This is a genomic window from Kribbella sp. NPDC055071 (assembly GCF_053608045.1).
Map to the genome: position 1 here is coordinate 1 of NZ_JBSGUS010000034.1, position 12772 is coordinate 12772.

General features: G+C 68.1%; 11 protein-coding genes. 4 read left to right on the forward strand and 7 right to left on the reverse strand.

The genetic code is table 11. The features are described from left to right. Nucleotides 1–198: 198 nt before the first annotated feature. Nucleotides 199–507, reverse strand: coding sequence for a YciI family protein (locus tag ACWF4Z_RS35115; protein WP_452247528.1), 309 nt, complete (start codon nt 505–507; stop codon nt 199–201). Between the two features lie 60 nt (nt 508–567). Here ACWF4Z_RS35115 and ACWF4Z_RS35120 point away from each other — a divergent pair, with 60 nt between their 5' ends. Continuing rightward, nucleotides 568–1095, forward strand: coding sequence for a GNAT family N-acetyltransferase (locus tag ACWF4Z_RS35120; protein WP_452247529.1), 528 nt, complete (start codon nt 568–570; stop codon nt 1093–1095). Here the strand turns inward: ACWF4Z_RS35120 and ACWF4Z_RS35125 are convergent. After that, complete coding sequence (locus tag ACWF4Z_RS35125; protein WP_452247530.1) at nt 1088–1849, reverse strand: class I SAM-dependent methyltransferase; 762 nt, start codon at nt 1847–1849, stop codon at nt 1088–1090. The genes ACWF4Z_RS35120 and ACWF4Z_RS35125 overlap by 8 nt on opposite strands. A gap of 108 nt (nt 1850–1957) precedes the next feature. Here ACWF4Z_RS35125 and ACWF4Z_RS35130 point away from each other — a divergent pair, with 108 nt between their 5' ends. Continuing rightward, nucleotides 1958–3952, forward strand: a complete 1995-nt coding sequence (locus ACWF4Z_RS35130) for an eCIS core domain-containing protein (RefSeq protein ID WP_452247531.1) — start codon at nt 1958–1960, stop codon at nt 3950–3952. A gap of 4 nt (nt 3953–3956) precedes the next feature. Here the strand turns inward: ACWF4Z_RS35130 and ACWF4Z_RS35135 are convergent, their stop codons facing one another. Then, nucleotides 3957–4886: an SDR family oxidoreductase gene (locus ACWF4Z_RS35135; RefSeq protein WP_452247532.1), complete on the reverse strand. Its 930-nt coding sequence runs from the start codon at nt 4884–4886 to the stop codon at nt 3957–3959. Between the two features lie 124 nt (nt 4887–5010). On the opposite strand from ACWF4Z_RS35135, the gene ACWF4Z_RS35140 reads away from it, so the two are divergent. After that, nucleotides 5011–5685: a TetR family transcriptional regulator gene (locus ACWF4Z_RS35140; RefSeq protein ID WP_452247533.1), complete on the forward strand. Its 675-nt coding sequence runs from the start codon at nt 5011–5013 to the stop codon at nt 5683–5685. A 12-nt stretch (nt 5686–5697) separates the two neighbouring features. Here the strand turns inward: ACWF4Z_RS35140 and ACWF4Z_RS35145 are convergent, their stop codons facing one another. Further along, nucleotides 5698–6552, reverse strand: coding sequence for an HAD family acid phosphatase (locus ACWF4Z_RS35145; RefSeq protein WP_452247534.1), 855 nt, complete (start codon nt 6550–6552; stop codon nt 5698–5700). Between the two features lie 126 nt (nt 6553–6678). Here ACWF4Z_RS35145 and ACWF4Z_RS35150 point away from each other — a divergent pair, with 126 nt between their 5' ends. Beyond that, nucleotides 6679–7641, forward strand: a complete 963-nt coding sequence (locus tag ACWF4Z_RS35150; protein WP_452247535.1) for a hypothetical protein — start codon at nt 6679–6681, stop codon at nt 7639–7641. On the opposite strand, the gene ACWF4Z_RS35155 is transcribed toward ACWF4Z_RS35150, so the two are convergent. The 3 genes from ACWF4Z_RS35155 to metH all read right to left on the reverse strand — a co-directional run bounded on the left by ACWF4Z_RS35155 (nt 7615) and on the right by metH (nt 12506). After that, on the reverse strand, nt 7615–7974 hold the full coding sequence (locus tag ACWF4Z_RS35155; RefSeq protein WP_452247536.1) for a DoxX family protein: 360 nt from the start codon (nt 7972–7974) through the stop codon (nt 7615–7617). The two genes, ACWF4Z_RS35150 and ACWF4Z_RS35155, sit on opposite strands and share 27 nt — an antisense overlap. Nucleotide 7975: 1 nt before the next feature. Further along, the gene (gene sigJ, locus ACWF4Z_RS35160; protein WP_452247537.1) at nt 7976–8836 is read right to left on the reverse strand and encodes an RNA polymerase sigma factor SigJ; all 861 of its coding nucleotides are present in this window, start codon (nt 8834–8836) and stop codon (nt 7976–7978) included. A 67-nt stretch (nt 8837–8903) separates the two neighbouring features. Next, the gene (gene metH / locus ACWF4Z_RS35165; RefSeq protein WP_452247538.1) at nt 8904–12506 is read right to left on the reverse strand and encodes a methionine synthase; all 3603 of its coding nucleotides are present in this window, start codon (nt 12504–12506) and stop codon (nt 8904–8906) included. Nucleotides 12507–12772 lie beyond the last annotated feature (266 nt).

The window sequence follows — 12772 nt, forward strand, 5'->3', positions numbered from 1 at the left end:
GGGTCGAAGATCGCGCAGCGACGCCGAAGGCGCCCTTGACGCACACCACCGCGACCAGCACCATCACGCAGCCCGGAGACCGCGCCACCACAGTCCCCTCCGCGCAAAACCACACCAGCGGCGAACCCACCACCCGCGCCCCCGCCGAAGGCGGCAACAGGACAGACGCCGTGACGCGGTGGCCGGTCGACCCGCGCCTTAGAGGTCGGTGGCGGTTGAGTTCATCACTGCGCGGACCTCGACGGAGCGGCCGCTGGCTCGCGCGTCCGGCAGTAGGCGCGCGAGTTCGACCGCCCGGTCGGCGCTCTCCACGTCGATCAAGTAGAAGCCGTCGATCGGTGTGATCGCACTGTGCTCGGACGCAGGGTCAGGTACGTGGACGGCGAGTTGTGGATGCGCGAGCAACTCGCCGCCGACCAGTTCTCCGGCGTCGTGGGCCGCGCGTTCGAAGTCGTCGCGGCGCAGGGCTGGATCGTCGTCCCCCTGCAGGATCAGTAGGAATTTCATCGGCGCGCTCCTCTCACTGATACGACGGAGCTGGAACCGCGGTTTTGACATGATGGCCCGATGTTCGTGCGCACCGAGCGGCTGACCCTGCGCCACTTCACCCGTGACGACGCCGAGGCGTTCGCGGCCTACCGTTCCGATCCCGAGGTCGCCCGGTACCAGGGGTGGGACGCCCCGGTGCCGCTGGCCGACGCGATCAGCACGGTCGAGCGGTTCGGCCAGGACGACCCGGCCGCCCCGGGCTGGTTCCAGTACGCCGTCGACCTCGACGGCCTGCTCATCGGCGATCTCGGCCTCAAGCTGCACGAGAACCTGATGCAGGCGGAGCTCGGGTTCACGTTCGCGCGCGCCTCTCAAGGCCAGGGGTACGCGACCGAAGCGGTCCGGGGATTGCTCGAACACCTCTTCGTCGAGCGGAAACTCCACCGCGTCTCCGCAGAAGCCGACCTCCGCAACACCGCCTCGTCCCGCCTGCTCGAGCGCGTCGGCTTCAAGCAGGAGGGCCTGCGCCTGTCCAACACCTGGTTCAAGGGCGAGTGGACCGACGACGTGTTGTTCGGCCTGCTCCGCACCGACTACCTCAGCTGACCGCCTGCGCGGCCCACGCCCGCGCGGTCAGCCGGATCGACCCGTCCGCCTCGATCGGCAACCGCGAGCGCACCTCGGCCCGCATCGCCTCCTGATCGGCCGCATCCAACGAACGCAGGTACGCCGGCGCGACCCCCTGGCCACCCAAGAACGGCTGCCAGTACTCGTCGAACGACGCAAACTCGGTCGGTACGACGATCTCGCGCGTACGAACCGTGGTGAACCCGGCATCGGTGAACAGCCCGTCGAGCCCCTCAGCCGTACAGAACGGGAACCGGATGCCCTCGTCGTGCTCGCGATCCTGGGGCCGCAGCGCGATCATCGCGTCCCAGAAGTACTTCATCAAGTGCATGCCATCCGCGTAGTCCCACACGTAGACCGCGACCGTCGAGCCAATCTCGCGCATCCGGCGTAGTGCGTCCGCGCGATCGGGGATGAAGTTGAGCACAAGGCCCGCCACGACAACGTCGTACGGCCCGGCGGGGAGTTCGGCGGTGGCCTCGAAGCTTGCCCGCTCGTCGCGGATCGTCTGCTGTGCGTAGGAGATGAAGCCGGCCGACGGGTCGATCCCGAGCACGGTCGCGGGATCCGCCGTACGCAGGATGGTGCTGGTCAAAGCGCCCGTACCGCAGCCGACATCGAGCCAACGCAACCGCACCGGCCGATCTAGCCAGCTCAGGAATTCGGCCGCGACCAGACGACTCCACCGGCCCACATACGACTCGTAGACATCTCCGCTCGACCACTCGCTCATCTGCGCAGGATAGGCCCGCGGATGCACGCAATTCTGCCCCTTAGGCCCTCCCCGAGGCGGCGACACGGACCGTAGCGTCAGTACGACGAGAGACCGGACGGGGGCGGGATGCGGCGAACGCGCAGAACCGAGGAGGAGTTCGCGGAACCCGACCTCGGCCCAGACCCACGTCCCGAGCATGAGGACCTCGACCCCGCGCAGGCGCGCATGCGCGAGCTCGGTCAACTCGCCGGCAACGCCGCCGTGTCCGGAGCGTTCGGCGCGGAATCCACCGTGCGGGGTGAGGTCGAAGGAGTGACCGGCTTCGACCTCTCGGCCGCGACCGTCCACCGGGACAGCACGCGGGCCGCGAGCAGCGGTGTCCACGGCCTGACCGAGGGCCACGAGGTCCATCTCGCTCCCGGCGTCTCCCCCGGCACGCCGTACGGCGACCACGTTCTCGCCCACGAACTCGGTCACGTCGTGCAGCAGAGCACCGGTCGATCAGGCGACCTCGAGGCTGACGCCGAGACCGTCGCCAATACGAGGGGCTCGGGAGGCTCGGGACCCCTTGAGGCATTGCCCGCGCCGAAGCAACTCGCCGTACAGCACTTCGATCCCCGCTACCACCGCACGTCGGTCGTCAACGGCCTGGCCGGCTCGGAGTTCACCGCCGACGAGATCGGTCTGATCTACGCCGCCAACTGGGAGCGCGACCTGTCCCAGGCCCACCCCGCCCTCGGCAACGTGATCCTGGAGTGGAAGGCCACCAAGCTCGCCGCCCACGACGGTCACCTCACCGACAAGGAGATCACCAACTTCCACAACGCCTGCCAGGCCGTCCTCGACGCGGCCATCTCGGATCCGGGCGGGCTGGCCTCGGGTCAGGCGTACGGCGGGTACAAGTTCTACGAGCACATGGACAACCCGGCCGGGACCGATCTGGGCAACGGAATCGCTGCCGCACTGGGCGATCTGGACACCGGTGGACTGCCGCCGCACATCTTCATCTCCCGCGAGTACATCAAGGAGACGCTGTTCAACGCGGCGAAGCTGAACCATCCCGAGCTCGCCCGCGGCCAAACCGCGGCCGCCGCCGAGGGCTCGCACAAGATCCGCGCGTATCTCGACCAGGGTGCCGGCCAGGCCAAGATCGGCGCCCTGCCGTCGGGTGCGGTCGCGGACGAGACGGCCGCCGAGGTACGCCGTTCCACCGGCGGCGAGCCGGGATCCGGCCCGGGCGTGACTCCCGAGGCGCTGGATCTGATCGGCCGGGCGTCGCACGCGCTGGAGGATTTCTGGTCGCACTCCAACTTCGTCGAGATCGCGATCGACGAGGTGGAGTACAAGCTGAACGGCCTCACCACCGCGACGTTCGGCTCGACCGACAGCACCCACGCGATCGCGCACAAGCTGCGCGGCGCGGCGGACGAGATCGATGCCGAGATGCCGCTGATCGATCGGATGGCCGGGCGCAGCAAGACCGACCCGGCACCGGATCAGGTCCAGCTCGGCGACGAGACTCCGGTGGTGCACGAGAACGACCAGGACGATCGGGACCGGGCCAAGGACCAGGCCTGGGAGGTCGCCAAGGCCTTGCCGGGCGCGATGTACGACGGCGCCAAGCGCGGGTTCGAGCGAGGGATCGAGCAGCGGGGTCTGTGGGATCCGCTCATTGGCGCGGCCAAGGGTGCTGCCGTTGGCGGGGTGACCAGCCTGCTCGGCAGCCGCCGCGGCGTACAGGCACTGCGGTCCGCGTCGGAGTTTCTCGACGAGTTCACCCAGCGGAGGCAGGAGAAGGCCGGCGATCGGCAGGCCCACGGTCTGCTCGCGAAGGACCAGCCCGGGCACGAGGACGATGCCTTCGGCAACCTCAAGACGATCAAGTTCGAGTTCGCGCACGCCTTGTCGGTCGCCGCCGATCGCGAGGTGACCGCGAAGCTGAAGGCGGTGATCAATGCGCCCGACGCCGCCGCGGCCGACCAGCTCCTGAAGCAGATCTACGAGACACTCGACAAGCTGATCGCGAACCCGTCGGACCAGCATCCGCTCGCGGACGTGATCGTCGCCTACCGGGAACGCGCGGTAACTGCGCTGAAGGCCTACCGCGCATCCCAGAAGTAGGAGATCACGCGACCTGTGCGGGCAGGGCTACGCCGGTGAGTTTTTCGGCGACGGACCAGAGGCGGGCGTTGGCCTCGGGGTCGAGCGCGGTCTTCGGAGCCGTGAAGAGTTTGGTCGGACCGACCAAACCGAAGTAGCGCGACGGACCGTAGTACGCGCCGGACCGGGCCTCGGGGTCGGTGGCCGCGAAGAGCAGGGGCTCGGTGCCGGTCTCGACTTCCTGCGACGGGATCGGGTTGAACCGCATGAACAGCCGGACCGGGAGTGACGGCCGCTCGCGACCGAGCGAGACGCCTGCGGTCTGAAGGTTGGTGCGGGTGTAACCGGGATCCGCGGCGGCCGCGAGCAGGCCCCAGCCGCGATCGGCGGAGAGCTTGGCCAGGTGGTTGCTCATCATCAGGTCGGCCAACTTCGACTGCGAGTAGGCCTGCGCGGTCCGATAGCGGTTCTCCCACTGCAGGTCGTCGTACCGGATCTTGCCCCAGCGGACGACGCCGCTGGCCATCGTCGCGATTCGGGGCGAGCGGGACGCCAGGACGAGCGGCAGCAGCCGAACGGTGAGCGCGAACGGGCCGAGGAAGTTCGAGCCGAACTGCAGCTCGAAGCCGTCCTTGGTGGTCATCCGCTGCGGCGGCGTCATCACACCGGCGTTGTTGACCAGCAGGTCGAGGTACGGCTCGTCGGCGGTGAGCTTCTCGGCGAACTCGCGGACGGACTCGAGGTCGGCGAGGTCGACCCGGCGGACCTCGAGCTGGGCGTTCGGGTGTTCGGCGAGGATCTCGGCGCGGGCGGCTTCACCCTTGGCCGGTGTCCGGACCGCCATCACCACCCGGGCACCCGCCGCGGCGAGCCGCTTGGTGGCCTCCTTGCCGGTGCCGCTGTTCGCGCCGGTGACGACGGCGAGCTTGCCGGTCTGGTCGGGAACGTCGTACATGGTCTGTCTCCCTCTGCGCGGGCTACTTAAAAGACTACCTAAAAGACTGGCGGTCTGTTACGACTCCGAAGTTATCAGACCATCGGTCCGTTAACAACAGACCGATGGTCTGTAGAATGTGAGGGTGGTGACATTCCAACGCGCGCGCAGCGCGGAGCAGCGAGCGGCCCGACGGGACGCGATCCTGGCGACGGCGGCGGCGATGCTGACCGAGATGCCGGTCGCGGACGTCAGCCTGAACGAGCTGAGCCGCCGCGTGGGCCTGGCGAAGTCGAACGTGCTGAACTACTTCGACTCCCGCGAGGCTGTCCTCCTGGAGCTCTCCGGCCTGGAGCTGACCGGCTGGGTCGATGACCTCGCCGACGCGCTCGACCAGGTTCATCCAGAGGCTCCGATCCAAGTGCGGGCCGAGCAGCTGGTGGAGACCGTCGTCGACACACTGGTCGCCAGGCCAGTGCTCTGCGACCTGATCAGCGCGCAGGCTTCGGTGCTGGAGCGCAACATCTCGACCGAGACGGCGCTGACGTTCAAGCGGGCGGCCGTGGTCAGCCTCGAGCGGATGATCGAGGTCGTGCTCCGGGCGCTACCGGAGCTGGGCCCGGGGAGAGCGCGCGACTTCATCGCCGCGGCGAGTATGTTCGCCGGCGCGATCTGGACGCACGCCCACCCCGTTCCCGCCATCATCGCCGCCTACGAGGCGGACCCGGCGGTCGGCGCCCTCCGGATGGAGTTCGAGCCGACCCTCCGCGACAACCTCAGACTTCTGCTGTACGGCGTCCTCCCCCGAGCCAAGGGGTGACGATCCCGTGGGTTACGGCAGGTAGTAGTTCGGGTTGGGGAGTTTGAAGGTGCGGTCGGCGAAGCCACCCTTGAGGTCGGAGAACTGGTCGCCGAAGTTCGCGACGATGTCGTAGCCGAGCGACTCGATGTGTGCGCGGGTGGCCGACTTGTAGTGGATCGTCGTACAGGCGCCGTTGGGGTCGGCCGCGCAGGCGGTCTTCAGGTAGTCCGGGTAGTTGGCGACGGCGGGCTTGGTGAACAGGCCGTCCTCACCGTTGCTCAGGGTTGTGGGCTTCGGGTAGCCGGCGTCGACGCCGATCCCGTCCTCGGTCAGGTTGCCCAGCGTCGCCGGCTCCTGCGCGGCCCCACGGCCGGTCAGGAAGAAGATCGCGTACCCCTCGCGTTCGGCCGTCTTCGCCAGCTCGACCATGCCCGGTACGGCGGGGAATTTCTGCCCGAGCACGAAGTCCGCGTTGGTCGTCGGGTTGAAGGCCCAGTTGCTGGCGATCTCGTAGTTCCAGGTGACCAGGGAGGTGTCGTCGACGTCAAGCAGGATCGCCTTGGTCTTCCGGGTGTGATGTGGTGCGGAGATCCAGCGCGTGCCGTCGGACGCGACCGAACGGGCCTCCTTGGCGTAGTTGCTGTCCGGCGCGAACGTGCCGCTCCCGAGCGGGTCGCCGTAGTAGTTGCGCAACTGCTGCCGCAGGACGTCGATGTTCGTCACCTGCTTCTCGCTGCGCGGTGTCGACGTCTGAATCGCCGGCTGCTGCGCCGCGACGCCCGCCGAGTACGCGACCCCACCAACGACCGAAGCCAGCGCGACCGCCGCCACCCCGGTCAGAACCACGCGCCGCGACGGCCGCCGAATCAACGATCCGATACCCATAGTTTCCCCTCCAAGAATGATGTGGCCTGCGACAGCAAGCTACCCGCGCCTTGGAGCTCAGGGGAATGCCCCCCTCGGCTGCCTACTGTGGGTCGTCCGACCGGTTCGTCGAGCGATGGGAGAGCCATGCGGATCCTGCCCCTACTCGCCCAGGAGGCCGACTGGGCGGGGTCGATCCTCGACGCCGTCGGATCTGTCGCCGAGCGCGCACCAGAACGCTGGGACGGAGACATTGCCGTCGCCGACGCCGACGCCGCGATCAGCACGGCAGACACCGCGGATGCGATGCATGCCTTCAAGAGCCCACTGATCATGCCTCGACGGGTATTCACGACGGTCAAGGACGCGTTCGATCGACGCGACGGCGTTGCGTCGGCTCGACAGCCGTCCGCGACAACGCTGCAGTCGCACTGGGATGCCGTGGTCGCTGCGACCGGCTCCATGGCTGCAACCGCGTACCAGAAGATCGGGCCGATCCCGGACATTCAGGGCCAGGTCATGCCCGAGGACCTCGCCCTCGACGCCGGTCTCGCGGGCGTGTGGACCGAGGAGCAACTGGCTGCGATCGCTCGGCATCCGGAAGCCGTTCAGCTGATGTCACCCGACGGAGTGCCGGATCCGCACTTCCGCTACCAGGGCGGCCCGGAGACGTCGGCTACCCGGGATCTCCTCTCCGAGGTCCTCCGGCAACAGGGCAAAGAGGTCTCGTCGGAGAACTACGTCTCGCTCTGCAACGAGCTCAAACTGGTGCCGCCCGATCGGCGCTGGACGGCGGTCGCCGCGATGATGCCCGGCGCAGAGGAGTTCGACGAGGTGCTGCACCTCGTTGCCGACGTGAAGCTGCAGTCGAAGTTCCTGCCCGCCGTCGAGGCGAGCAAGCGGCAGCACGGAACTCCGAACGCACCGGCAGCCGACGCTGTGCGCGAACTGGCCGTCATGCTCAGAGAGGGAGCCGTCCGGCAGGCAGTCTCGGGGTTGTCCGACCCTGCTCAACCGATGCCTGACAGCGGTGCTCCGGCGCAGGGTGCGGCGACTAAAGGCTGGTGGAGACCCACTGGCGGTTCACGGGCTCACGGTAAGGGCGAGTGAGGCGGTGGCCATCGTCAGGAAGGCGATGGCCAGGCCGAATTGAGCGGTGTAGTCGGCGGCCCGGATGTGGGTGTAGAGCGCGCAGACGAAGAACAGCACCAGGCCGATCGCGGCCGCCGACACCAGGGCCGGGGACCCGGCGATCAGACCCACGAGAAGCCCTGCCGCGCCGGTGGTTTTGACGGTGCCGATGGGGAACGTCAGCCAGGACTCGGGCACGTTCGCCTTCACCATCCCCGGCAGGATCGGTTTCCAGTGCACCAGGGCCGCGATGCCGGAGAAGGCGTTCACAGCAACGGTGATCGCGACGACGACAACCGTGACGGTGGTCATGTCAGTTCACCTCCAGCCGCGCGAGCTTGTCCGGGTTCGTGATCGCGTAGATGCCGGTGACCAGGTCGTCCTCGACCTCCAGCACGATCACTGCGAACGGCGTGTCGCCGGTGAGCAGCAGCGCGGACGGATCTCCGTTGACGGTCCGGTACCGCACGCCGAGCGACGGAATCGGCTGCCGCAACCGGTCGCCGATGATGATGCGCGCGATCTTGTCGCTGCCCAGCACCGGCCGAAGTCCGGCCGCCCGAGCCTTCCCACCACCGTCGGCCCACAGGGTGACGTCGGGCGCGAGCACGTCCATCAACGCCTGCAGTTCACCGCCCACGACGGCATCGATGAACCGCTGGGTCACCGCGAGCTGAACCCTCGGGTCGGTGCGGAACCGAGGTCGCCGCGCCTGCACGTGCTCCCGGGCCCGATGGGCCAGTTGCCGTACCGCGGCGGGCGTCCGATCCACGATCTCCGCGATCTCCGGGTGCGCGTACCCGAACACCTCGTGCAGCACGAACACCGCGCGTTCCAACGGCGACAACGTCTCGAGTACGACGAGAACCGCCAGCGACACCGTCTCGACGCGTTCGACCGGGTCGACCGGTGTGACCACAGGCTCGGGCAGCCACGGCCCGACGTATTCCTCTTTGCGCCGGTTGATCGCCGTACGCCGGGCCAGCCCCGCGTTCACCGCGATCCGAACCAAGTAGGCGCGCGGATACTCCACGCCGGTGCGCCCCGACCACGCGAGCCAGGTCTCCTGCAGCACGTCCTCGGTGTCCGCGACGCTCCCGAGCATCGCGTAAACAATCGAGAACAGCAGCTCCCGATGTTTGATGAACTCCTCGGTGTCTACATCCGAACTCATCTCATTCACACCCACTAAGAGCCGTCCGCCCCCGCGAGTGTGACATCACGTCCGGCGGCGGGTGGTCTCAGTCCGGGTCGTAGGCGAGGTTGGGGCGGAGCCAGCGTTCGATCTCGTCGACGGGGAGGTTCCGTCGTACGGCGTAGTCCTCGACCTGGTCGCGTCCGATCCGGCCGACGCTGAAGTAGCGCGCCGACGGGCTGGCGAAGATCAGGCCGCTGACCGCCGCGGCCGGTGTCATCGCGAACGACTCGGTGAGCCCGAGGCCGAGCTTGTCGGCCTCCAGCAGCTCGAACAGCTCCTTCTTCTCGGAGTGGTCCGGGCTCGCCGGGTATCCGAGCGCCGGCCGGATCCCGCGGAACCGCTCCGCGTGCAGGTCCGCCAGCACCGGCTCAGCGCCGGGCTCGAACCAGGCCCGCCGCGCCTCCAGGTGGATCCATTCGGCGAATGCCTCCGCCAGCCGGTCCGCCAGCGCCTTCACCATGATCGCGCGGTAGTCGTCGTTGCGTTCCTCGTACGACGCCGCGAGCTTCTCGGCCCCGTGGATCGCGACGCCGAAGCCGCCGAGGTGGTCACCGGCCGGCGCGACGTAGTCGGCCAGGCAGCGGTTGTGCCGCCCCTGCGGCTTCTCGGTCTGTTGCCGCAGCATCGGGAACGAGATCTCCTGCCCGTCCAGCAGGATGTCGTCGCCCGCGCTGTGCGCCGGCCAGAACCCGTACGCGCCCTCGGCCGTGAAGGAGCCGTTGGCAACGATCTCGTCGAGCAGGGTGTTCGCGTCGTCGAACAACTCCCGGGCGACCGGGTTGTCCAGGATCGCCGGGTACTTGCCCTTCACTTCCCAGGCCAGGAAGAGGAACTGCCAGTCGATCATCGCCCGCAGCGTCTCGATCGACGGCGACACGCGCTTCAGCCCGGTGAACGCCGGCACCGGCAGCTCGCCGTACTCGACCGGCTCGGCGTTCGCGCGCGCCTGATCGATCGTCAGCAGCGGACTCCGCTGCTTGTTGGCGTGCTGCTCCCGCAGCCGCTCCTGCTCAAGGCTGTTGCTCTGAGCAAGCGTTTCGGCGCGGTCCTCGTCCAGCAGATCGGACACCACACCCACGACCCGGGACGCGTCCAGTACGTGCACCGTCGTCCGGTCGTACGCCGGAGCGATCCGGACCGCCGTGTGTTGCTTGGAGGTCGTCGCGCCGCCGATCAGCAGCGGGAGCTTCAGGCCACGCCGCTGCATCTCGGTGGCCACGGCAACCATCTCGTCCAGCGACGGGGTGATCAGGCCGGAGAGGCCGACCGCATCGGCGCCCTCGGCAACGGCCGTGTCGAGAATCCTTGCCGCCGGCACCATCACACCGAGGTCGATCACCTCGTAGTTGTTGCAGCCGAGCACGACGCCGACGATGTTCTTGCCGATGTCGTGGACGTCGCCCTTGACGGTGGCCATCACGATCTTTCCCTGCCCACGCACGGCTTCCGCGCGTCCTTCCAGGCGGGCCTGCTCCTTCTCCGCCTCCATGAACGGCTCCAGGTAGGCGACCGAGCGCTTCATCACCCGGGCGCTCTTCACCACCTGCGGCAGGAACATCTTGCCGGCACCGAACAGGTCGCCGACGATCTTCATCCCGTCCATCAACGGGCCCTCGATCACCTCGAGCGGACGCGGCAGCTGCTTGCGCGCCTCCTCGGTGTCTTCCTCGATGTAGTCGACGATCCCGTGCACGAGGGCGTGCGACAGCCGCTCCTGCACGGTCCCCTCGCGCCAGGTCAGGTCGACCTCGCGCTTGGTGCCCTTGCCCTTCACGTTCTCGGCGAACGCGACCAGGCGGTCGGTCGCGTCGTCGCGCCGATCGAAGATGACGTCCTCGACCAGCTCGAGCAGGTCCTTCGGGATGTCCTCGTAGACCGCCAGCTGACCGGCGTTCACGATGCCCATGTCCAGGCCGACCTTGCCCGCGTGGTACAGGAACGACGAGTGCATCGCCTCACGGACGATGTCGTTGCCGCGGAACGAGAACGACAGGTTCGAGATGCCACCGCTGATGTGGACGCCCGGACAGCGCTGCTTGATCAGGGGCAGCGCGTCGATGAAGTTCTTCGCGTAGCCGTTGTGCTCGGACATACCGGTCGCGACCGCGAGCACGTTCGGGTCGAAGATGATGTCTTCGGGCGGGAAGCCGATCCCTGTCAGCAGGTCGTACGCCCGCCCGCAGATCGCGACCTTGCGCTCGACCGTGTCGGCCTGGCCCTGCTCGTCGAAGGCCATCACCACCGCGCCGGCGCCGTAGTCCATGATCTTGCGCGCCCGCTGGAGGAACTCGTCCTCGCCTTCCTTCAGGCTGATCGAGTTGACCACGCCCTTGCCCTGCACACATTTCAGCCCGGCCTCGAGCACCGACCACTTCGAGCTGTCGATCATGATCGGGATCCGGGCCACCTCGGGCTCGGTCGCGATCAGGTTCAGGAAGGTCGTCATCGCCTGCTCGCTGTCGAGCAGGTCGGCGTCCATGTTCACGTCCAGCAGGTTCGCGCCACCGCGGACCTGCTCCAGCGCCACGTCGACCGCGGCCTGGTGGTTGTCACCCTCGATCAGCCGGCGGAACCGCGCCGACCCGGTCACGTTGGTCCGCTCACCGATCATCACGAACCCGGTGTCCGGCCCGATCTTGAACGGCTCCAGCCCGGAGAACCTCGTGGTCTCGTCGGCCGGTACGACGGAGCGCGGCGGCAACCCGCGGACCGTCTCGGCGATCTGCTTGATGTGGGCGGGCGTCGTACCGCAACAGCCGCCGACGATGTTGACCAGGCCCGACTCGGCGAACTCGTGCAGCATGCCCGAGGTCTGCTCGGGGGTCTCGTCGTACCCGCCGAAGGCGTTCGGCAGACCGGCGTTCGGGTGGGAGGCGACGTACGTGTCGGCGAAGCGCGCCAGGTCGGCCACGTGCGGACGCATCTCGGCCGCGCCGAGCGAACAGTTGACGCCGACGACGAGCGGCTTGGCGTGCTCGATCGAACTCCAGAACGCCTCGACCGTCTGGCCCGACAGCGTCCGTCCGCTCAGGTCGACGATCGTCACCGAGATCCACAGCGGCAGGTCCGGCGCGACCTCGCGCGCCGCGGCGACGGCGGCCTTGGCGTTCAGGGTGTCGAAGATCGTCTCGATCAGGAGTAGGTCCACGCCACCCTCGACCAGCGCGGAGATCTGCTCGGCGTACGCGTCGCGCACCTGCTCGAAGGTCACCGCCCGGTACGACGGATCCTCGACCCGCGGGGACAGCGACAACGTCACGTTGAGCGGGCCGATCGAACCGGCGACGAACCGGCCACCGAACTCGTCCGCGGCCTGGCGGGCGATCCGGGCACCGGCAATGTTCATCTCGCGCACGTAAGACTGCAGGCCGTAGTCGGCCTGGCCGATGCTCGTCGCGGTGAAGGTGTTGGTCGTCGTGATGTCCGCGCCCGCGGCCAGGTACTGGCGGTGAACGTCGAGGATCACGTCCGGCCGGGTCAGGTTGAGCAGATCGGGGTCACCGGTGACGTCGTGGGTGTGGTCACCGAACCGATCGCCCTGGTAGTCCGCGGGCGTCAGCTTCGCACCCTGGAGCATCGTGCCCCACGCGCCGTCGAGCACAGCGACGCGCTGATCCAGCAGCTCCCTTAGCGCGGTTTCACTCATCTGCCGTCCCCTCCAGAACGAGTCCCGGAGGCGCCCTTCGCAGTCGGTGCTCCAGGTCGAGCGTGGCGGACCTGGGCCCGTCGCAGCGCCTCTCGGCCTGGGTCAACCATGTTAACGGCGTCACACCCGGCGCCAAGACCCCTCGCCCACATTCTAAGACGCCTGTTCAACCCGTGAAAGATACGCGGCGGAAAATTAGGTACCTGGATTCGTTCGGGATGGGCAATTGTCACCGATGTGGGCGGCGCGGGTCTGGCCGGAGGCTG

Excerpts from the sequence above, each read along its gene's own strand:
- ACWF4Z_RS35115 (WP_452247528.1), bottom strand. The coding sequence starts at position 507 with ATGAAATTCCTACTGATCCTGCAGGGGGACGACGATCCAGCCCTGCGC.
- ACWF4Z_RS35120 (WP_452247529.1), top strand. The coding sequence starts at position 568 with ATGTTCGTGCGCACCGAGCGGCTGACCCTGCGCCACTTCACCCGTGAC.
- ACWF4Z_RS35125 (WP_452247530.1), bottom strand. The coding sequence starts at position 1,849 with ATGAGCGAGTGGTCGAGCGGAGATGTCTACGAGTCGTATGTGGGCCGG.
- ACWF4Z_RS35130 (WP_452247531.1), top strand. The coding sequence starts at position 1,958 with ATGCGGCGAACGCGCAGAACCGAGGAGGAGTTCGCGGAACCCGACCTC.
- ACWF4Z_RS35135 (WP_452247532.1), bottom strand. The coding sequence starts at position 4,886 with ATGTACGACGTTCCCGACCAGACCGGCAAGCTCGCCGTCGTCACCGGC.
- ACWF4Z_RS35145 (WP_452247534.1), bottom strand. The coding sequence starts at position 6,552 with ATGGGTATCGGATCGTTGATTCGGCGGCCGTCGCGGCGCGTGGTTCTG.
- ACWF4Z_RS35150 (WP_452247535.1), top strand. The coding sequence starts at position 6,679 with ATGCGGATCCTGCCCCTACTCGCCCAGGAGGCCGACTGGGCGGGGTCG.
- ACWF4Z_RS35155 (WP_452247536.1), bottom strand. The coding sequence starts at position 7,974 with ATGACCACCGTCACGGTTGTCGTCGTCGCGATCACCGTTGCTGTGAAC.
- sigJ (WP_452247537.1), bottom strand. The coding sequence starts at position 8,836 with ATGAGTTCGGATGTAGACACCGAGGAGTTCATCAAACATCGGGAGCTG.
- metH (WP_452247538.1), bottom strand. The coding sequence starts at position 12,506 with ATGAGTGAAACCGCGCTAAGGGAGCTGCTGGATCAGCGCGTCGCTGTG.